Consider the following 20,418-nt stretch of genomic DNA (forward strand, 5'->3'; position numbering starts at 1 on the left):
CTGCGGGCGCCGGCGGATGCCGCGGCGCGGGCCGCTTCGGCCGCCGCGCCGGAGACGGAGCCGGCCGCCGCCATGCCGAATAGCGGCCGGCTCCATGCGGCGCCCGCCGGGGCGGGCGCCGGAGGCGAGCCGCCGCCTGCGGCGAGCGGCCGCGATGACGCCGCCGGGCCGATGGCCGGCGGCGCGGACGGCAGCGGCGCGAGAGCGGCCGCGGTGGGAGGGAACGCGCAGCGGCCCGACGCGTCTTGGCTTGGCCGGATGCTGCAATGGCTGGGCGTCGAGCACGAACGGCAGGCGCTGCAGCTGGCCGGAGACGGAGCCGATGGCGCAGCGCGTGCGGACGGCGGGGAGGCGGACGCTTCCCGGACCGCCGATACGCTCAAAAGCGCGCTGCTCGCCTTGGCGGCATCCGACGATTTGCCTCCTGCCTTGCGGGAAGCGGCCCAGGGAATGGCTCATCAAATCACGGGGCAGCAGCTGCTGCTGGCGCCGGAGAGGCAAAATACGGCGATGATGAGCCACATGACGCTGTTCGTGCCGCTCAAAGTGGCGGACGGGGATACGACGGCGACCATTCATGTGCAGACTCGCCGGGGCCGCAAAGGAGAATGGGACAGCGGCAACTGCCGGCTGATGTTCGATTTGCGAATGAGCCATCTCGGCGACACGCTTGTCGACGTTCAAGTAGTTGACCATGCCGTATCGCTTAAGCTGCTGAACGATCGTCCATGGGTGGCGGAACTCGTGGAATCGGCTCGCGGCGAAGCGGCGGCGGGCCTTCGCGCCGCGGGTTATCAGCTTTTGTCTCTGCAGACGTCGCCGTTCCCCGTTCTGTCCGCTTCCAAGGAAGAAAAATCGGCGAATGCCGCACGGCAAGAAGGGAGCGCTGCCCAACTCGAACGCTTGGCGGCCGGCGCTTATGCCGCCAAGCCGTATAAAGGGGTGGACTACCTGGCATGAATCCGCAATCGGAAGGAAGAAGCCGTTCGGACCGGGCCGAAGGAAGCGACAGTCCGCTGCGCCGAAAGGCGGTGGCGCTCAAGTACAGCCCGGAGACAAGCTCCGCTCCGGTCGTCGTTGCGAAAGGCCGGGGGCTGATTGCCGATGAGATCGTGAAGCGCGCGCAAGAGAACGGCGTGCCGATCCAGGAGGATGCTTCGCTAGTCGAAGTGCTGTCGAAGCTCGATTTGGAGCAGGAAATTCCGCCGGAGCTGTACAGGCTCGTCGCGGAAGTGCTCAGCTTCGTATACAGGGCCGACCGAAGAGCCGGTTTGAAAAACGCCGGCAGCGCCCTGCTGCCCTAAGACGATGCGAGGAGAGATGGGGATGGAACGGATGCCGCCGAGTCGCCGGCCGGCTCACCCTGACCGGCGCAGAGCAACCGGGAGAGCGGCGGAGGAGGCCGCAGCCCGCTATCTTGGCGAGAACGGATTTCGGATACTGGAACGGAACTGGCGGTGCCGAACGGGCGAGCTGGATTTGATTGCGCTGGACGGAGAGACGCTGGTGTTCGTCGAAGTGCGCTCCCGGCGAGGTTCGGCCCGGTTCGGGACCGCCATCGAAGCGATTACGCCGCGCAAATGCGCCCAAGTGCGAAGCGTCGCGCATATTTATTTATCTACCAGAAATCAGCTGCTTCGGCAGGTGCGCTTTGACGTCGTCGCCGTCACGTTCGGCCCGTCTAGCGAAGTGGCAGAGCTGAAGCATATCCCCGGGGCTTTTTGAAAAAATAGAGTTCTCAGCCGAAAAAACTCCCGTTATCGCAGCCGAACTTCTTGGTCGGGATAACGGGAGTTCTCTATGAATTGGGGTGAACGGGAGACGCACCCCGTCAGGGCGTCCGTCTTAACCTCTGCAATTGCGATTCGTGGTCGATCGATCTGGCGGAGAGCACGTCGAGAATGCGTTCCTGGCGCTCCTGTCCATCCGCGAGCCGTTTGAGAAGAGAATTCGTCTCCTCCCATTTGCGGTCGAATTCATCCGCGCGCGTCTCAAGCGCTCCCGTTCTCTGCTCAAGCTTATCGACTTTTTGCTCAAGCTTATCGACTTTCTGCTCAAGCTTATCGACTTTCTGCTCCAGTCTATCGACCCGCTGATCCAGCTTATCGACTTTCTGCTCCAGTCTGTCAACCCGCTGATCCAGCCGATCGACCTTCCGGTCCATGTCCGTCACTTTTTGATTGGTTGCCGCCATCATTTTTAAAAGTTGAGCAAGCAGTTCGCCGTGACGCGATTGCTCCGCTTGCATCGACTTTATGGACAGCGCGATTTCATCCATATCGGACATTCGGGAATCCACCTCTTTCGGCTCCAATTCTTCATCCGCACTTATCTTTCTACCAATCTACCTTACCACGACAACGAATCTAAAACTACGCCATATCCGAAAAATTGCGCGATCGCGCAGAGACTTACAAGGCCGGCTGCTTATCGAGACAGCGGTACTGGATCGCTTCGGCGACATGGACATCCGTCGCTTCGTCGCTTCCGTCCAGATCGGCGATGGTACGGGCCATTTTCAAGATGCGGTCGTGGGCCCGAAAGCTGAGGCCTAGCGTGGCGTAAGCCGCATGAAGCAGAGACTGCGCGCCGGGAGAGAGCGCTGCGTACTTGCCGAGCAGCCGGCCTTGAAGCTCGCTGTTCCAGCGAATGCCGGCATGCCGGTAACGGTGCCGCTGACGCTCGCAGGCGTCGGCGATCCGCGCCCTTCCTTCCGCCGACGTCATGCCGCCCGAAGCGGCGCCGGGAACCGTCTGCCGCGGCATCTCGACCTGAAGGTCGATCCGGTCGGCGAGCGGCCCCGACATCCGGGCGCGATAGCGGGCGACGGCCGCAGGCGAACAGGTGCAGGGGCGTTCGACCGTCTCCGCGCCCCAATACCCGCAGGGGCAAGGGTTCATGGACGCCGCGAGCATGAAGCGGGCGGGGAAGCTGGTCACGCCCCGGGCGCGTCCGATCGTGACTTGCAGGTCCTCCATCGGCTGGCGCAGCGATTCGAGTACGGACCGGGAAAACTCCGGCATCTCGTCAAGAAAAAGAACGCCGTGATGCGCCAGCGTCACTTCGCCGGGCTTCGGCACCGAGCCGCCGCCGATCAACCCGGCGGACGAAACCGTGTGGTGCGGCGCGCGGAACGGTCTCTCCCGGATCAGGCCGCTTCGGGCGTCCGTCAATTTGCCGCTCACGCTATAAATTTTCGTCACCTCTAGCGCTTCCTCGTCGTCAAGCGAAGGCAGCAAGGTAGGAAGGCGGCGGCATAGCATCGTTTTGCCCGTGCCGGGAGGCCCCACGAAAATCAAGTTGTGCATGCCGGCCGCCGCGATCAGCAGCGCCCGTTTCCCGTGCTGTTGACCGACGACGTCGGCCAAGTCGACTTCGCTACTCTTGCTTGCGGTGTCGGATGGACGCAAGGAAACGGGCGCTTCGTCCGATTCCAAAGTTCCTCCGCCCGTTATCCATTCGGCCAGCGAACCGACGCTTCGCACCCAAATGCCTTCGATCAGCGATGCCTCGGCGACACAGGCGCTCGGCACGAACACTTGCGGAAGCCCCGCGCGTCTCGCCATCTCGACCATGGGCAGCACGCCGGGCACGGCTTTGACTTCCCCGTTGAGAGACAGCTCTCCGATCAGCAGCGAACCGGCCAAGCGGTCCGTCGGCATCTGGCCGCTGGCCCCCAGAATGCCGGCGGCGATCGCGAGATCGAACGCGCTGCCTTCCTTTCGCACGTCGGCCGGAGCCAGGTTGACCGTGATGCGGTCGAGCGGAAATTTCATTCCGCCGTTCTGGATCGCGGCCCTTACCCGTTCCACCGATTCCCGCACGGCGGGATCGGGCAGCCCGACAACGTTCACTTGAGGCAGTCCGGACGAGATATTGACTTCTACCTCGATCAGCCGGCCTTCGACGCCGACGACGCTGGCGCTGAGCATTTTGGCATACATATAGACAAAAACACCCTCCTCCACAACGTGTCCGTTGGCGAAGAAAGGTGCTTCCTTTTCGCGCTTATTGTCTCTAAGTCTACCGCCTCCCGAGAAGACTGTCAATGTGCGGCCAATCTGGCGCAAGGCGCATGCAAGCATGCCGGAAAGGGAACGATAAGAGGAATTCGGCGCTTTTCGTTCGCGCGGCGAGATTAAATCATTGCCAATTGGGACTGAAAAATTGATGAAAAACTCAGCAAAGCTCACAAAAAAGGTGTTACAATAGGAAAGGTTTAGACAGGCACATCGGCCTCGATGTGTCTTCAGAAGCGTGCAAAACGGGAGGATGCTAGGCCATGAATATTCATGAGTATCAAGGCAAGGCAGTCTTGAGACAGTATGGCGTTACCGTTCCGAACGGAAAAGTCGCCTTTACCGTCGACGAAGCCGTCAAAGCGGCCGAAGAGCTCGGCACGCCCGTCGTCGTCGTCAAAGCGCAGATCCATGCGGGCGGACGCGGCAAGGCAGGCGGCGTCAAGGTCGCCAAAGGGCTGGCCGAAGTGAAGCAGTATGCCGAACAGATTCTCGGCAAAGTGCTCGTCACTCACCAGACCGGTCCGGAGGGCAAGGAAGTCAAACGCCTCCTGATCGAAGAAGGCTGCGACATTAAGAAGGAATATTATATCGGCCTCGTCGTCGACCGCGGCACCGGCCGCGTCGTGCTGATGGGCTCCGAAGAAGGCGGCACGGAGATCGAAGAGGTAGCCGCGCATTCCCCGGAGAAAATCATTAAAGAAGTCATCGATCCCGCAGTCGGCCTGCAGACGTTCCAAGCGCGCCGTCTCGCTTACGCGATCAACATTCCGAACGAGTTGATCAACAAAGCGATCAAGTTCATGCTGTCGCTTTATGCGGCGTTTGTGGACAAGGATTGCTCGATCGCCGAGATCAATCCGCTCGTCGTTACCGGCAGCGGCGACATCATTGCGCTCGACGCCAAGCTGAACTTCGATTCCAACGCGCTGTTCCGGCATAAGGACATCGTCGAGCTGCGCGACCTGGACGAAGAAGACGAGAAGGAAATTCAAGCTTCCAAGTTCGATCTGTCCTACATCGCGCTCGACGGCAACATCGGCTGTATGGTCAACGGCGCGGGCCTCGCAATGGCGACGATGGACATTATCAAATATTACGGCGGCGAACCGGCGAACTTCCTGGACGTCGGCGGCGGCGCAACCAAAGAGAAAGTCACCGAAGCGTTCAAAATCATCCTGAGCGACGCGAACGTCAAGGGCATTTTCGTCAACATTTTCGGCGGCATCATGAAGTGCGACATCATCGCCGAAGGCGTCGTGGCGGCTGCCCGCGAGCTCGGCCTCGACAAGCCGCTCGTCGTTCGTCTGGAAGGCACGAACGTCCAGCTCGGCAAAGAAATTTTGAACGGATCCGGCCTCAATATCGTGGCCGCCGATTCGATGTCCGACGGCGCGCAAAAAATCGTGTCGCTTGTGAAATGACAAGGGAGAACCAACCGGGGAGTGTGAAGTCATGAGTATTTTGATCGATAAAAACACCAAGGTGATCACCCAAGGCATCACGGGCGCGACGGGCGCGTTCCACGCCAAGGGTGCGTTGGATTACGGCACGCAGATGGTCGGCGGCGTTACGCCGGGCAAGGGCGGCCAAACGATCGATTTCGATCTGGAGAACGGCACGAAGGTAACGCTGCCGATCTTCAACACGGTCAAAGAAGCGGTTGCGGCCACGGGCGCCACGGCTTCCGTTATTTACGTCGCGCCTCCGTTCGCGGCCGACTCCATCATGGAAGCGGTCGACGCCGAGCTGGACCTGGTCATCTGCATCACGGAAGGCATTCCGGTGCTCGACATGGTCAAGGTCAAGCGTTATATGGAAGGCAAGAAAACCCGCCTGATCGGCCCGAACTGTCCGGGCGTCATCACGCCGGGAGAGATCAAGATCGGCATCATGCCGGGCTATATTCACAAGAAAGGCCACGTGGGCGTCGTGTCCCGCTCCGGCACGCTGACGTACGAAGCGGTGCACCAATTGACGACCCGCGGCATCGGACAATCGTCCGCGGTCGGCATCGGCGGAGACCCGGTCAAAGGCTCCGAGTTTATCGACATCCTGAACCTGTTCAATGAAGATCCGGATACGTACGCGGTTATCATGATCGGGGAAATCGGCGGCACCGCGGAAGAGGAAGCGGCCGAATGGATCAAGGCGAACATGAAGAAGCCGGTCGTCGGCTTCATCGGCGGCGCCACGGCGCCTCCGGGCAAGCGGATGGGCCATGCCGGCGCGATCATCTCCGGCGGCAAGGGCACGGCGGCCGAGAAGATCGCCAAGCTCGAAGAGTGCGGCATTCGCGTCGCTCCGACGCCGTCCGACATGGGCGCGACGCTTGTCGGCGTGCTCGAAGAACGCGGACTTCTGGAGAAGTGCAAAGGCTAACGCCCAAGCGCATCTTTTAATAGAAGCGAGACGGATAGGCAGGCAGCCTTCCGCCCCCCTGACGGGGGCGTGGAGGGCTGTCTTTTTTTTGTTTGGCCGGGCCACTGAATGGGCCGATCGATCATTTTGGCGAAGGAGAGAGGGAAGCATGGCGCAGGAATGGAGCTTGGACGAAGTGTTGATCGGCCTGCACGAGGCGGAAGGCGTCGGCTGGAAGACGATCAAGCGCATTATGGCGGGCGGAGGTTTGGCCGAGGCGCTGGACCGTCGCGAAAGGGATTGGCGCGAATTCGGCTTGAACGTGCGGCAGCGGGAAAATCTCGTTCGACGGCTGCGCCCGGAATCGATGGAAGCGGCATGGCGAAAGCGATCGAGGGCCGGCGTATTTGCGGTGACGAGACGGGATCCGCGCTATCCGTTTTTGCTGAAGCAAAGTCCGGATCAGCCGCCTTGGGTGCTCTACTGCATCGGCCGCCCGGAGCTGCTGACGGACCGCCCGGCCGTGGCGTTCGTCGGCACGCGACTCGCCACCGCTTACGGTCTCCGCGTCGCGGAGGACTTGGCCGCCGCGTGCGCGGAACGAGGCCTGGCCGTCGTCAGCGGCATGGCCAAAGGCATCGACGGCGCCGCGCACCGGGGTGCCGTCAACCGGGCGGGCGGCACGATCGCGGTGCTGGCCTCGCCGGCCGACGCGCCGTATCCGGCGGAGAACCGCGCCTTGTACCGCAAGATCTCGGAGACGGGGCTCATCGTCTCCGAGATGCCGCTCGGCACGCAGCTGGCCCGCGGACACTTCGTGCTTCGCAACCGGATTATCGCCGGCCTGTCGCTCGGCACGGTCGTCGTCGAGGCCGGAGACAGCAGCGGCGCTTTGATTACGGCGAAATGTACGATCGACGCGAATCGAGAGTTGTTCGTCGTTCCGGGACCGATTACTTCGCCCCGAAGCTCCGGCGCGCTCGATTTGCTGCGGCAAGGGGCCAAGGCGGTGATGCGCATCGACGATATATTGCTGGAATTCCAGCATGTTCTGCCTCCCGAAATTTTGCGCGAAGGCAGCCGAGAGGCGCCTCCGGGGCGCCTGAGAAAACCGGATCCCGCCGGTGCGAACCTGACGCCGGACGAGGCCCGGCTGTACGATTTGCTGCTGGAACGTCCCTTATCGATCGACGAATTATCCGCCCGAAGCGGCCTGACGTTTGGACTTTTGCACTCGGTTCTGCTATCTTTACAAATAAAGCGACGAATTCACCAGCAACCGGGTTCTGTATATACTGTCCTTTGATCGGCCGTCGGCGCTCCGGCGGCCGCGGATCCGAGGACCCGTCGACCGTTGGAGAGGAGGAATGGATGTGGCGGACTCGCTCGTCATCGTAGAATCACCGGCCAAAGCCAAGACGATCGGCAAGTATTTGGGAAGCAAATTTATCGTCAAAGCGTCCATGGGCCACATTCGGGATTTGCCCAAGAGCCAGATCGGCGTCGAAATCCAGAACGATTTCGAACCCAAATACATCACGATTCGCGGAAAAGGCAACGTCCTGAAGGATTTGAAGGACGCCAGCAAGAAGGTCAAAAAAGTTTATCTCGCGGCCGACCCCGATCGCGAGGGAGAAGCGATCGCCTGGCATTTGGCTCACTATCTGGATTTGGACCAGCAGGACGCCTGCCGCGTCGTGTTCAACGAAATCACGAAGCAGGCGGTCAAGGACGCTTTCAAGACGCCCCGTCCGATCAATATGGACCTCGTGAACGCCCAGCAGGCCCGCCGCGTGCTCGATCGGCTGGTCGGGTACAAGATCAGCCCCCTGCTGTGGAAGAAGGTCAAGAAGGGCCTTAGCGCCGGCCGCGTGCAATCGGTCGCCGTCAAGCTGATCATCGACCGCGAGAACGAGATCAAGGCGTTCGTGCCGGAAGAGTACTGGAGCATCACCGCCCATCTGAAAAAGGGAGGCTCCTCGTTCGAAGCGAAGTTCTATTCGTTCCGCGGCGAGAAGAAGGAGCTTCACAGCGAAGCGGACGTCAAGGAAGTGCTGGACGGTCTGGGGGAGAGCCCGTTCGCCGTCGGCGAAGTAAAGGAGAAGGAGCGGCAGCGCAATCCGTCCCCTCCGTTCATCACAAGCTCCCTGCAGCAGGAAGCGGCCCGCAAGCTCGGCTTCCGCGCCGCCAAGACGATGCAGGTCGCCCAGCAGCTTTACGAAGGCGTCGACCTCGGCAAGGAAGGAACCGTCGGTCTCATCACCTACATGAGAACCGACTCGACCCGCATCTCGCCCGTCGCCCAGGAGGAAGCCAAAGAATTCATCGTCGGGAAGTACGGCGAAAAGTTCTATCCCGAGACGCCCCGGGTTTATCTCAAGAAGAACGCGAACGCCCAGGACGCGCACGAAGGGATCCGTCCGACGTCGGTCATGCGGGAGCCGGATGAGCTGAAGCCGTTCCTGTCGCGGGACCAGCATCGTCTCTACAAGCTCGTGTGGGAACGTTTCGTCTCTAGTCAGATGGCGTCTGCCATTTTGGACACGATGACGGTCGATCTCCACAGAGGCGAAGCCATTTTCCGGGCGAACGGCTCCAAGCTGAAGTTCGCCGGGTTCATGAAAGTGTACGTCGAGAGCAACGACGACGGGACGACCGAGGAGGACCGGCTGCTGCCGCCGCTCGCGACGGGCGACAAGCTGACGGCCGACTCGATCGAGCCGAGCCAGCATTTCACGCAGCCGCCGCCGCGCTACACGGAAGCCCGGCTCGTCCGGACGCTGGAGGAGCTCGGCATCGGCCGGCCCAGCACGTACGCGCCGACGCTGGAGACGATCCAGAAGCGGAATTACGTGGCGATCGAAGAGAAGAAGTTTTTCCCGACCGAGCTCGGCGAGCTGATTATTCAGCTGATGGAAGAGTTTTTCCCGGAAATCTTGAACGCCGAATTCACCGCTCACATGGAAGACGATCTCGACCATGTGGAAGAAGGCAAGGAGAACTGGGTCGACGTTATCGGCGAGTTTTACAAGTCGTTCGAGAAGCGGCTTGAAGTCGCCGAAGAAGAAATGAAGGAGATCGAGATCAAAGACGAGCCGTCCGACGAAATCTGCGACAAATGCGGCCGTCCGATGGTCTACAAGATGGGACGCTTCGGCAAGTTCCTTGCCTGCTCGGGCTTTCCCGAGTGCCGGAACACGAAGCCGATCGTCAAGGCGACCGGCGTGTTGTGCCCGAAATGCAAGGAGGGGCACATCGTCGAGCGCCGGAGCAAGAAGGGACGCATGTTCTTCGGCTGCGACCGATATCCGGAGTGCGACTTCGTATCCTGGGATAAGCCGGTCGCCAAGCCGTGCCCGGAATGCGGCGGGCTGATGGTGGAGAAGCGAGCTCGAGGCTCCGTCCAATGGAATTGCACCCAATGCTCGCACAGCGAAGAGGCGGCCGAGCAGGAAGAGGCGGCGGAATAACGCTTCGGCGGAATCCTCGCGCCGGGGAGAACCCGATTCCTTCCTGCCGATATCGAATGAGAGACAGAGGGGGATTTTGAACCCGTGAACGCGAACCGATCCGTGACGGTCATCGGCGCCGGCCTTGCGGGAAGCGAGGCCGCTTGGCAGATCGCTTCCCAAGGCGTCCCCGTCACGCTGTACGAGATGCGACCCGCGCGCCGCACGCCGGCGCATCATACCGACCGCTTCGCCGAGCTGGTCTGCAGCAACAGCCTGCGCGCGAACGGGCTCACCAACGCGGTCGGCGTGCTGAAGGAGGAGATGCGCCGGTTCGGCTCGCTGATCCTGTCGGCCGCCGACCGTCACGCCGTTCCGGCGGGCGGCGCGCTGGCGGTGGACCGGGACGGCTTCTCCGGCGAAGTGACGCGCCGGCTGCGGGAGCATCCGCTCGTCTCCGTCGTGAACGAAGAGCTGACGGAAATTCCCGAAGACGGGATCGCGGTCATTGCCACGGGGCCGTTGACGTCTCCGGAACTGTCCGCGCGAATCCGCGAATTTCTCGGCGAAGAGTACTTTTACTTCTTCGACGCGGCGGCGCCCATCGTCGAGAAGGATTCCATCGATATGGAGAAGGTCTTTCTCGCTTCCCGTTACGACAAGGGCGAAGCCGCCTACCTGAACTGCCCGATGACCGAAGAGGAGTTCGACGCGTTCTACGAGGCGCTCACGACGGCCGAGACGGCGGAAGTCAAAGACTTCGAGAAGAACATGGTGTTCGAGGGCTGCATGCCGATCGAAGTGATGGCGGGACGCGGCAAGCAGACGATGCTGTTCGGGCCTCTCAAACCGGTCGGCCTTGTCGATCCGCGCACCGGCAAGCAGCCTCACGCGGTCATTCAACTGCGCCAGGACAACGCCGCCGGCACGCTGTACAACCTGGTCGGCTTCCAGACCCATCTGAAGTGGGGCGAGCAGAAGCGGGTATTCTCGCTCATTCCCGGGCTGGAGAACGCGGAATTCGTCCGTTACGGAGTTATGCACCGGAATACTTTTATCAATTCTCCCAGACTGCTGCGTCCGACGTACCAGGCGCGGTCGCGCGACACGCTGTTTTTCGCCGGGCAGATGACGGGCGTGGAAGGCTACGTCGAATCGGCCGCCTCCGGCATGATCGCCGGCTTCAACGCCGGACGGGCGGCCCGCGGCCTCGAGCCCTTGACGCTGCCGGCCGAGACCACGCTAGGCAGCATGGCCGAGTACATCACGACGGCGGACTTCCGCCACTTCCAGCCGATGAACGCGAATTTCGGGCTGTTCCCTCCGCTTGGCCGGCGCGTTCGCAGCAAGCAGGAGAAGAACGAGGCCATCGCCGCAAGGGCGCTGGAAGCGATCGAGCGATTCCGGGAAAGCGCGGAAATCAGAAGCGACATCCCGACTCCATGAAGCAGCGACGGCAGCCGGTTTTACGCGCCCGCTGCTTCCTGCCGTTTCCGGCGAACGCAAGCAAGCGACAGGATGAAGAAAACGTTTGATAGAGGGAGGAACCCCCATGGAAATGAGTTTTCACGCTACGACGATCTGCGCGGTTCGCATGAACGGCAAAGGCGCGATCGCGGGCGACGGGCAAGTGACGTTCGGCAACAGCATGGTCATGAAGCACTCCGCCAAAAAAGTCCGGCGCTTGTACCGCGGGCAAGTGCTCGCGGGATTCGCCGGTTCGGTGGCCGATGCCATCACGCTGTTCGAGAAGTTCGAAGGCAAGCTCGAGGAGCATCATGGCAACCTGCAGCGGGCGGCCGTCGAGCTGGCGAAGGATTGGCGCTCAGACCGCGTCCTTCGCCGTCTGGAAGCGATGATGATCGTCGTGGATGCGACGGGCATGCTGCTCCTGTCCGGCAACGGAGAAGTCATCGAGCCGGACGACGGCGTGCTGGCGATCGGTTCCGGGGGAAGCTTCGCCTTGGCCGCGGCCCGCGCGCTCATGCGCCATGCGCCGGGTCTGGAGGCGAAGGAGATCGCCCGCAACGCGCTGCAGATCGCTTCGGAGATTTGCGTATTTACGAACGACAACCTCGTCGTCGAAGAGATTTAACCCCAGGGAAAGCGGAGGGATAGAGGATGAACGATCAGTGGACGCCCCGCCGAATCGTCGCGGAGCTTGATAAATATATCGTCGGCCAGAAGCAGGCCAAGCGATCCGTAGCCGTCGCCTTGCGCAACCGGTATCGCCGCAGCCGGCTTCCGGAGGAGCTGCAGGACGAGATCGTGCCCAAGAACATCCTGATGATCGGCCCCACGGGCGTCGGCAAGACCGAAATCGCCCGCAGGCTCGCCAAGCTCGTCCATGCGCCTTTCATCAAAGTCGAAGCGACGAAGTTTACCGAAGTCGGCTACGTCGGACGGGACGTCGAGTCGATGGTGCGGGACTTGGTGGAGACGGCGATCCGGATGGTCAAGGAAGAGCGGATGGAGAAGGTGAAGGACAAGGCGGAGAAAGCGGCCAACGAACGCCTCGCCGCGCTGATCGTCCCGTCTCCCGCGAAGCCGAAATCGCAGCGCAACCCGCTGGAGATGCTGTTCGGCGGCGGACAGAACCAGCAGCAGGACGAGCAGGAGCCGGTCGACCCGAACCTGCAGACGAAACGCTCGGATACGCTGACGAAGCTCGAAGCCGGCGCACTGGAGAACGAGATTGTCGAGATCGACGTCGAGGACGCCACTCCGTCGATGCTCGACCTGTTCGCGGGTCCCGGCCAGGAGCAGATGGGACAGAATATGCAGGAGATGTTCAGCCAGTTCATGCCGAAGCGCCGCAAGAAGCGCAAATTGCCGGTCAAGGAAGCGCGCAAGGTGCTCGCCGTCGAAGAAGCCGGCAAGCTGATCGACATGGACGACGTCGTGTCCGAGTCGGTTCGCAAGGCCGAACAGTCCGGCATCATCTTCATCGACGAGATCGACAAGATCGCCAGCACCGGCCGCGGACAGGGGGGGCCCGACGTTTCGCGCGAAGGGGTGCAGCGCGACATCCTGCCGATCGTCGAGGGCTCCACGATCATGACCAAGTACGGCCCGGTCAAGACGGACTACGTGCTGTTCATCGCCGCCGGCGCTTTCCATGTCGCGAAGCCGTCCGACCTTATTCCCGAGCTGCAGGGACGGTTCCCGATCCGCGTCGAGCTGTCCAGCCTGACGGACGAGGATTTCGTGCGCATTCTGACGGAACCGGAGAATGCGCTCACGAAGCAGTATACGGCTCTCCTCGGCACCGAAGGCATCGAGATCGACTTCACCCCCGAGGCGATCGCCGAGCTCGCCCGCATGGCCCAGGACGTCAACCGCAACACGGAGAACATCGGGGCCCGGCGCTTGCATACGCTTCTCGAGAAGCTGCTCGAGGACTTGTCCTTCGAGGCGCCGGAGCTCGAGCTGACCCGGCTGTCGATTACGCCCGAGTATGTGCGGGATAAGCTGTCCACTATTGCCAGCAACCGCGATTTGAGTCAATATATTTTATAGCAATGGGTTGGGCGTCAAGTAGGAGGATATGGAATTATGACGTTGTTGGAAAAAATGAGGTCGCTGAACACTCTGCTTCAGAAGGCGGCCGGCAAGCCGCTTAACTTCAGGGAGATGGCGGAGGTGCTGCGCGAGACGGTAACGGGCGGCGTCTTCGTCGTCAGCCGCCGAGGCAAGATTCTCGGGGCGGCGCCTTCCCCGCACTTCCCGGAAGCGTGGCTGAGGCAGAACGAGGCCGACGAGCTCCGGTTTCCGCCGGAGACGAACGAACAGCTGCTGCGGATCGCCGAGACGGCGTCGAACGTCGCGCCGGGAGAAACTTTGGCGCCGGTGGAGGCCGCCTTCGCCGATCAGACGGTGACGATCGTGCCGATTATCGGGGGCGGCGACCGATTAGGGACTTTGGTCCTGGCTAGGGAAAATCAAACGTTCGGCGACGACGACCTGATTCTGGCAGAGTACGGTTCTACGATTATCGGCATGGAAATCCTTCGGGAACGAGCGGAGGAACGGGAAGTCGAGGCTCGCAGCAAGGCGGTCGTGACGATCGCGGTCAATTCTCTCAGCTTCAGCGAGCTGGAGGCGGTCGACCACATTTTTGAAGAGCTGGAAGGAAAAGAAGGGTTGCTCGTCGCCTCCAAAATCGCCGATCGAGCCGGGATCACCCGCTCGGTTATCGTAAATGCGCTCCGTAAATTGGAAAGCGCAGGAGTCATCGATACCCGTTCTTTAGGGATGAAAGGGACTTACATCCGCATCCTCAACCCCCAGTTGATCCAGGAATTGGAAGCTCGCAAAAATTAAACAAACATAAGATTTATATGGAAAGTCCGATCTTGTTCGCAAGATTAGGGCTTTTTTCTTATTGTCGTTTTACCATCCATCGGGGATGATTGTTCTTAGAAATTTTTAATGTCGTCATAAATCGACGCGATTTTAAAACGTTTTGGTCGGTTTGTCGAAAAAAGCAGGAATTGGGCAGGTGCTTGTTGAATACATAGTCGATATGGAAGCATTAACCAAAACACACCAGGGATGAAATGAGGCGGTCAATCGTGGATTTGCTAAGCGGAGCTTCCTTTCAGAGGCTGGAAGGGGCTCTTAAGGCGGCGTCCTTAAGACAGTCGGTACTGTCGAATAATATCGCAAATGTCGATACTCCTAATTTTAAAAGATCGGACGTTGTGTTCGAGGACCTACTGGCCCAGGCGATGGGTACCGGAAACAATGCGCAGACAACCTCGCCGGGAGGGTCCGGAGCCGCGACTTCCATAGTCCCTCAAGCCCAGGTGGTTACGGAAGGCGGGACTTTGATCAACAATGACAAAAACAATGTCGACATCGACAAAGAAATGTCGCTACTCGCCGAGAATCAACTTCGTTATAATTTCTACGCCCAGCAAGTGAACCACGACATCAAGATGCTCAGAATCGGCATCACGGGCCAATAACCGCAATCCGACAGCCGGGAGGACTTGAAAGATGAGATTGGACGGTTTCGATATCAGCGCATCGGGCTTGACCGCCCAGCGGCTTCGGATGGATGTCATTTCCTCGAATATCGCCAACGCGGACACGACAAGGGCCAGCTACGTGAACGGGCAATTCGTTCCGTATCGCAGAAAGATGGTCGTCGTCGAACCGATGAAGCAAAATTTCGCCGATGTCTTAAACGGCAAAATGGGAGGCTTGGCATCCCAAGGCGTCCAGGTGGCCTCCATCGAAGACGATCCGGCGCCGTTCAAGCAAGAATATAATCCGACGCATCCGGACGCCGATGCGAACGGTATGGTCAGCATGCCGAACGTCGACATCCTGAAGGAAATGGTGGACATGATCTCGGCATCCCGTTCCTATGAAGCCAACGTAACGGCGTTCAATGCGAGCAAAGCGATGTTCGCCAAGTCGCTGGAGATCGGCAAAAGCTAATCCGTAGACGAATTACCCCAAGACGGGAGGATTGAAACAGATGATTCAAAATATTCCGGTGTCCGCCATCAGCCCCGCGTCGATGGGAGCTTCCGCTGCGGCATCCAAGCCCGCTACCCCGGCGGAAGCGACGGAGAGCTTCGCTTCTTTTCTGAAAAACGCGCTGGACGGCGTGGCGGCGCAAGAGACGAACGTACATAATCTGAACGACCAATTCATGATCGGAAAAGCCGATGTGAACGACGTGATGATTGCCGCTTCCAAGGCCGAGCTCAGCTTGGAATTGACCTCGCAAATCCGCAACAAAGCGGTCGAGGCTTATCAGGAGATTATGCGGATCACCATGTAACGTCCGAAAAGTCCGCATTCCGCAGCAAAGTCCGCAGGTGAGGTGAAATCGTGAGCGAGAAGTTGGCCCGTATTTGGGGGAAGCTGCTCGGCTTCTGGAATCAATACAGCAAGACCCAGAAATGGGTTCTCGCGTCGGCGGCCGCGTTTTTGATCCTGGCCGTCATCCTATTGACTTTTTTATTTACGAGAACGCAGTACGAGCTCGCGTTTCAGAACCTCGACAGCACCGATTCGCAGGCGATCATGGATTATTTGGACAGCAGCGGCATTCCGTACAAGCTTGGCGACGGCGGCACGAGCATCTCGGTGCCGAGCGCTTCGGCGGACCGGGTCAAAGTGGCCATCGGCTCGCAGGGGCTCGTTCAGAACGGTTCGATCGGGTTCGCGGAATTAAGCAAGAACTCTTCTTCTATCGGCACGACGGACCAAGAATTTAAGGTCAAGTACCGAAATGCGCTGAACGGCGAAGTCCAGCAGCTGCTGCTCGGCATGCAGGGCATCCAGCGGGCGAAGGTGCTGGTCAATCTGCCGGAAGAGAGCGTCTTTCTGAACGATGAGGACAAAGAGCGGGCTTCCGCATCGATCCAGCTGACGTTCAAGCCGGGATTCCGTCCGAAGCAGGAAGAGATCGACAGTTACTTCAACCTTGTCAAAACGGCCATTCCGAACTTGAACGTCGACGACATCACGATCACAAGCCAGAGCGGCGAGCTGTCGCCGTCGTCGGCGATCGGCGGGACCGGCGGCGGCATCAGCGGGACGATGCTCGATCAGCAGTTCGAGATCCAGCGCAAGTTCGAGAGCGACGTCAAGACGAAGACCGAACAATTCCTCGCGCAGATCGTGGGCATGGAAAACGTGGTCGTCAGCGTCGTTTCCTCGCTTAACTTCGATCAGAAGACGCAGCAGGAGCAGCTCGTCAAGCCGCTCGACAATAACGACAACAAAGGCGCGATCACGAGCGAGCAGAACCAGACGCAATCTTCCACCGGCTCGGAAAGCTCGGCGGGAGGCGTCGCGGGGACCGGGCAGACGGACGTGGCGAACTATCCCGCATCCAGCGGAACGACCGGTTCTTCTTCCGAGAGCACTTCGTCTTCGACCACCTACGAGAACAGCCACATCACGACGAACACGACGTTCTCTCCGTATCAAGTAAAAGATTTGTCGATCAGCGTGGCGGTCGACTCGGCGGTCATGACGCCGCAGAAGCAGCAGGAGATTCAGCAGAAGCTCGTAAACGACGTTCGGACGCTGCTCGCGAACTCCGGACAGAATTTGACGGACGCCGATTTGACCAACCGGGTATCGGTCATCTCGCAATCGTTCGCCAATCCGGCGACCGGAACCAAAGGAACGACCGCTTCGACCTATTGGCTGGCGGGACTCGGCGTGCTTGCGCTCGCGCTGCTCGGCGGCGGCTTCTACGCCTATCGTCGGCGCAAGGCGAACCGCGAGGCGGCCATGGTCGCGGAAGAGCCGGCGCGCGCGGAATTGCCGACGATCGACATCGACAGCGTCACGAGCGAGAGCCAGGTTCGCAAGCAACTGGAAGGATTGGCCAAGCGCAAACCGGACGAATTCGTCAATTTGCTCCGGACTTGGCTGGTGGATGAATAGAGGTGTCTGCAATGGCGAAATCGGGACAGTACCAACTGAGCGGACGTCAGAAAGCGGCCATTCTGCTCATCACGCTTGGGCCTGACGTATCCGCTAACGTGTTCAAGCATCTTCGGGACGACGAGATCGAGCAGCTAACGCTGGAGATCGCCAACGTCCGGAAGGTGGATAGCTTAGAGAAAGAGACGATTCTCTCGGAATTCCATCAGATCTGCGTGGCTCAGGAATATATTTCGCAAGGCGGGATTACGTACGCGAAGGAGATTCTGGAGAAGGCGCTCGGCTCGCAGAAAGCCTCGGACATTCTGCACCGGCTGACCGCGACCCTTCAGGTTCGCCCGTTCGACTTCGCCCGCAAAGCCGAGCCGACGCAAATTCTGAACTTCATTCAGAACGAGAATCCGCAAACGATCGCCCTCGTGCTCTCGTACCTGCTGCCGGAACAATCGTCCGCGGTGCTCTCTTCGCTGCCGCAGGACAAGCAGGCGGAGGTGGCCCGGCGGATCGCGCTCATGGACAGCACGTCGCCGGAAGTCATCTCCCAGGTGGAGCGGGTATTGGAGCAGAAGCTGTCCGCGACGGTAACGCAGGACTACACGAATGCGGGCGGCATCGAGTCGATCGTTCAAATCCTGAACGGCGTCGACCGGGGAACCGAGCGCACGATTCTCGATTCTCTCGAGATTCAGGATCCGGAGCTTGCGGAAGAGATCAAGAAAAGGATGTTCGTCTTCGAGGACATCGTCAACCTCGACAACCGCTCGATCCAGCGCATTATCCGCGACATCGAGAACGCCGACCTGCAATTGGCGCTCAAAGTGGCGAGCGAGGAAGTCCGGGAAGCGATCTTCCGGAACATGTCCAAGCGGATGTCCGATACGTTCAAGGAAGAGATGGAATACATGGGGCCGGTGCGGCTGCGCGACGTGGAAGAAGCGCAAACCCGCATCGTAGCGACGATCCGGAGACTGGAAGAAGCCGGCGAGATCATCATCGCCCGCGGCGGAGGAGACGATATTATTGTCTAATCTGATCAAATCTTCCCATGTCATCTCGGTGGAGGACTTAAGACGCATAGAGCAGCTCCGGATGGCGACCAAACCGCAAATTATTTCCGATTCCGATGGCGCTAACGGAGGAGAATCCTCGCTTGATGTCGAAACTCAATCGTTGAAGGACCGCATTTTGCAGGATGCCGAGCAGGCGGCGGAACATCTAGTTCGGGAGGCCCAGGAAACCGCCGGCCAACTGCGCCGCGAAGCCGAGGAAGAAATCGGCAAGTGGTGGGAATCGAAGCGCAGGGAAGACGAGCAGCATGCCGAAGAAGCCCGGCAGCGCGGTTACGACGACGGATACCGGCAAGGAAGCGAACAGGCTCGGGCCGAGGGGCAGGCGCAGTGGGACGAGAAAATGCGCGAAGCGAGCGACATCGTTCGGGAAGCCTATGCGGCGAAGGAAAGTCTGATCGGCGAGGCCGAGTCTTTCCTCGTTGAGCTGAGCTGCCGAATTGCCGAGAAGATTATCGGCAGGAAGCTGCGCGAGACGCCGGAGCTGACGGTCGAGCTGGCCGTCCATGCCTTGTCCAGACGCAAGGAGCAGGGCGTCATTACGCTGTGCGTCGCGCCGGCGCAGTTCGCATTCCTCGAAGCGGCTCGCGAAGAACTGGCGACGGCGATCGATTCCCAAGCGAAGCTGCAGATCGTGCCGGATCCTTCCGTGACGGAGGGAGGCTGCGTCATTCGCTCGGCTTTCGGCAGCATCGATGCCCGCATCGACACCCAACTGGCGGCCATCCGCCAGGAGCTGCTGCAGGTAGCGGCTCCTTCCGCCCAGGAGCGGGAGCCGGAGGTGCAGGATGCTTGACATCGCCAAATACGAAGAGGCGCTCCGCCATCTCGATCCGGTCCGGGTGAACGGCAAAGTGACCCAGATTATCGGTTTGACGGTGGAATCCGAAGGGCCGGACGCCGGCATCGGCGACGTGTGCGCCATTCATCCGCTGAAGGGCGGGGAGCCGATACTGGCGGAAGTCGTCGGCTTCCGCGACAACCGCGTCGTGCTCATGCCGCTGGGAGATCTGCATGCGGTCGGCCCCGGCTGCGATGTCGTGACGACCGGCCGCCCGCTCACCGTTCAGGTCGGGTCCGAGCTGCTCGGCAAGGTGCTGGACGGACTTGGACGTCCGCTCGACGGCTCGCGCTTGCCGCCTCGCCTGCCGCATTACTCGACGCATAACACGCCGGACAATCCGCTGCTGCGGCCTCGCGTCGCGCTTCCGCTCGGCACGGGCGTCCGCTGCATCGACGGTCTTCTGACCGTCGGCCAGGGTCAGCGGATGGGCATTTTCGCCGGTTCCGGGGTCGGCAAGAGCACGCTGCTCGGAATGATCGCCCGCAATACGACGGCGGACGTCAACGTGATCGCCCTCGTCGGCGAACGCGGCAGGGAAGTGCTCGAATTCATCGAGCGCGATCTCGGACCGGAAGGACTTGCCCGCTCGGTCGTCGTCGTCGCGACTTCCGATCAGCCGGCCCTCATCCGGATCAAGGGCGCTCTTATCGCCACGACGATCGCGGAATATTTTCGGGACCGCGGCCTGAACGTCATGCTGATGATGGATTCCGTCACCCGCTACGCGATGGCACTTCGCGAAGTCGGACTGGCGATCGGGGAGCCCCCTGCGACCAGAGGGTATACCCCGTCGGTGTTCGCCGCGCTGCCCAAGCTGCTGGAACGGGCGGGCACGGGACCTTCCGGTTCCATTACCGCCTTCTATACGGTGCTGGTCGACGGGGACGACATGAACGAACCGATCGCCGACGCGGTGCGGGGCATTCTGGACGGACATATCGTGCTCAGCCGGCAACTGGCTCACAAAGGCCATTTTCCGGCGATCGACGTCTTGTCGAGCATCAGCCGCGTCATGAAGGACATCGTATCCGAAGATCAGCAGGATGCGGCGGAACAGCTCAAGCGATTGCTCTCTGTTTATAGAGATTCGGAAGACTTGATCCATATCGGGGCGTACCAGAGAGGATCGAATCCGGAAATCGACAAATCGATCCAATACATAGACGCGATCCATGATTTTACCCGGCAGCGGACATCGGAGAAAGTGACCTTGGAAGAGACGCAGCAGCGCCTGATCGTCGATTTTTACAAGAGATGAG

19 protein-coding genes and 1 pseudogene are annotated in these 20,418 nt (G+C 60.3%); 18 read left to right on the plus strand and 2 right to left on the minus strand.

Translation table 11 applies throughout. The features are described 5' to 3' along the window. The 3 genes and pseudogenes from H7C18_RS18110 to H7C18_RS18120 all read left to right on the plus strand — a co-directional run. Positions 1-960: pseudogene (locus tag H7C18_RS18110) on the plus strand (hypothetical protein); the annotation flags it as partial. Next, positions 957-1,304, plus strand: coding sequence for an EscU/YscU/HrcU family type III secretion system export apparatus switch protein (locus tag H7C18_RS18115; protein ID WP_185130501.1), 348 nt, complete (start codon positions 957-959; stop codon positions 1,302-1,304). The pseudogene H7C18_RS18110 and the gene H7C18_RS18115, both read left to right, overlap by 4 nt. 22 nt (positions 1,305-1,326) lie before the next feature. Next, entirely contained in the window at positions 1,327-1,725 is a 399-nt protein-coding gene (locus H7C18_RS18120; RefSeq protein WP_238357789.1) for a YraN family protein, read from the plus strand. Positions 1,726-1,831: 106 nt separating this feature from the next. On the opposite strand, the gene H7C18_RS18125 is transcribed toward H7C18_RS18120, so the two are convergent. Beyond that, positions 1,832-2,287 (minus strand): BLOC-1 subunit 2 family protein, encoded by a 456-nt coding sequence (locus tag H7C18_RS18125; RefSeq protein ID WP_185130502.1) that lies wholly within the window; start codon positions 2,285-2,287, stop codon positions 1,832-1,834. A gap of 124 nt (positions 2,288-2,411) precedes the next feature. After that, positions 2,412-3,944, minus strand: coding sequence for a YifB family Mg chelatase-like AAA ATPase (locus H7C18_RS18130; protein ID WP_185130503.1), 1,533 nt, complete (start codon positions 3,942-3,944; stop codon positions 2,412-2,414). Between the two features lie 338 nt (positions 3,945-4,282). On the opposite strand from H7C18_RS18130, the gene sucC reads away from it, so the two are divergent. The 15 genes from sucC (at position 4,283) to fliI (ending at position 20,417) form a co-directional block, all read left to right on the plus strand. After that, positions 4,283-5,443: an ADP-forming succinate--CoA ligase subunit beta gene (gene sucC / locus H7C18_RS18135; RefSeq protein WP_185130504.1), complete on the plus strand. Its 1,161-nt coding sequence runs from the start codon at positions 4,283-4,285 to the stop codon at positions 5,441-5,443. Positions 5,444-5,474: 31 nt separating this feature from the next. Next, positions 5,475-6,401, plus strand: a complete 927-nt coding sequence (sucD, locus tag H7C18_RS18140) for a succinate--CoA ligase subunit alpha (RefSeq protein ID WP_185130505.1) — start codon at positions 5,475-5,477, stop codon at positions 6,399-6,401. A gap of 148 nt (positions 6,402-6,549) precedes the next feature. Continuing rightward, positions 6,550-7,686: a DNA-processing protein DprA gene (dprA, locus tag H7C18_RS18145; protein ID WP_185130506.1), complete on the plus strand. Its 1,137-nt coding sequence runs from the start codon at positions 6,550-6,552 to the stop codon at positions 7,684-7,686. A 67-nt stretch (positions 7,687-7,753) separates the two neighbouring features. Continuing rightward, positions 7,754-9,850, plus strand: coding sequence for a type I DNA topoisomerase (topA, locus tag H7C18_RS18150; protein ID WP_185130507.1), 2,097 nt, complete (start codon positions 7,754-7,756; stop codon positions 9,848-9,850). A gap of 84 nt (positions 9,851-9,934) precedes the next feature. Then, complete coding sequence (trmFO, locus tag H7C18_RS18155; protein WP_185130508.1) at positions 9,935-11,275, plus strand: FADH(2)-oxidizing methylenetetrahydrofolate--tRNA-(uracil(54)-C(5))-methyltransferase TrmFO; 1,341 nt, start codon at positions 9,935-9,937, stop codon at positions 11,273-11,275. 106 nt (positions 11,276-11,381) lie between these two features. Then, positions 11,382-11,924, plus strand: coding sequence for an ATP-dependent protease subunit HslV (hslV, locus tag H7C18_RS18160; protein ID WP_185130509.1), 543 nt, complete (start codon positions 11,382-11,384; stop codon positions 11,922-11,924). A gap of 26 nt (positions 11,925-11,950) precedes the next feature. After that, the gene (gene hslU / locus H7C18_RS18165; RefSeq protein WP_185130510.1) at positions 11,951-13,348 is read left to right on the plus strand and encodes an ATP-dependent protease ATPase subunit HslU; all 1,398 of its coding nucleotides are present in this window, start codon (positions 11,951-11,953) and stop codon (positions 13,346-13,348) included. A gap of 36 nt (positions 13,349-13,384) precedes the next feature. Continuing rightward, a complete protein-coding gene (codY, locus tag H7C18_RS18170; RefSeq protein WP_185130511.1) occupies positions 13,385-14,152 on the plus strand; it encodes a GTP-sensing pleiotropic transcriptional regulator CodY in 768 nt (255 codons plus the stop codon). Between the two features lie 251 nt (positions 14,153-14,403). After that, entirely contained in the window at positions 14,404-14,799 is a 396-nt protein-coding gene (gene flgB, locus H7C18_RS18175) for a flagellar basal body rod protein FlgB (RefSeq protein ID WP_185130512.1), read from the plus strand. 31 nt (positions 14,800-14,830) lie between these two features. Continuing rightward, positions 14,831-15,277, plus strand: a complete 447-nt coding sequence (gene flgC / locus H7C18_RS18180) for a flagellar basal body rod protein FlgC (RefSeq protein ID WP_185130513.1) — start codon at positions 14,831-14,833, stop codon at positions 15,275-15,277. A 40-nt stretch (positions 15,278-15,317) separates the two neighbouring features. After that, on the plus strand, positions 15,318-15,626 hold the full coding sequence (gene fliE / locus H7C18_RS18185; RefSeq protein WP_185130514.1) for a flagellar hook-basal body complex protein FliE: 309 nt from the start codon (positions 15,318-15,320) through the stop codon (positions 15,624-15,626). A gap of 50 nt (positions 15,627-15,676) precedes the next feature. Continuing rightward, a complete protein-coding gene (fliF, locus tag H7C18_RS18190; protein WP_185130515.1) occupies positions 15,677-17,248 on the plus strand; it encodes a flagellar basal-body MS-ring/collar protein FliF in 1,572 nt (523 codons plus the stop codon). Positions 17,249-17,259: 11 nt separating this feature from the next. Continuing rightward, positions 17,260-18,276, plus strand: coding sequence for a flagellar motor switch protein FliG (gene fliG, locus H7C18_RS18195; RefSeq protein ID WP_185130516.1), 1,017 nt, complete (start codon positions 17,260-17,262; stop codon positions 18,274-18,276). After that, the gene (gene fliH / locus H7C18_RS18200; protein ID WP_185130517.1) at positions 18,269-19,111 is read left to right on the plus strand and encodes a flagellar assembly protein FliH; all 843 of its coding nucleotides are present in this window, start codon (positions 18,269-18,271) and stop codon (positions 19,109-19,111) included. Before fliG ends, fliH begins: the two co-directional genes overlap by 8 nt. Continuing rightward, positions 19,104-20,417, plus strand: a complete 1,314-nt coding sequence (fliI, locus tag H7C18_RS18205; protein ID WP_185130518.1) for a flagellar protein export ATPase FliI — start codon at positions 19,104-19,106, stop codon at positions 20,415-20,417. Before fliH ends, fliI begins: the two co-directional genes overlap by 8 nt. Position 20,418: the final 1 nt, after the last annotated feature.

This window comes from Cohnella zeiphila (assembly GCF_014212055.1).
Taxonomy (GTDB): Bacteria; Bacillota; Bacilli; order Paenibacillales; family Paenibacillaceae; genus Cohnella; species Cohnella zeiphila.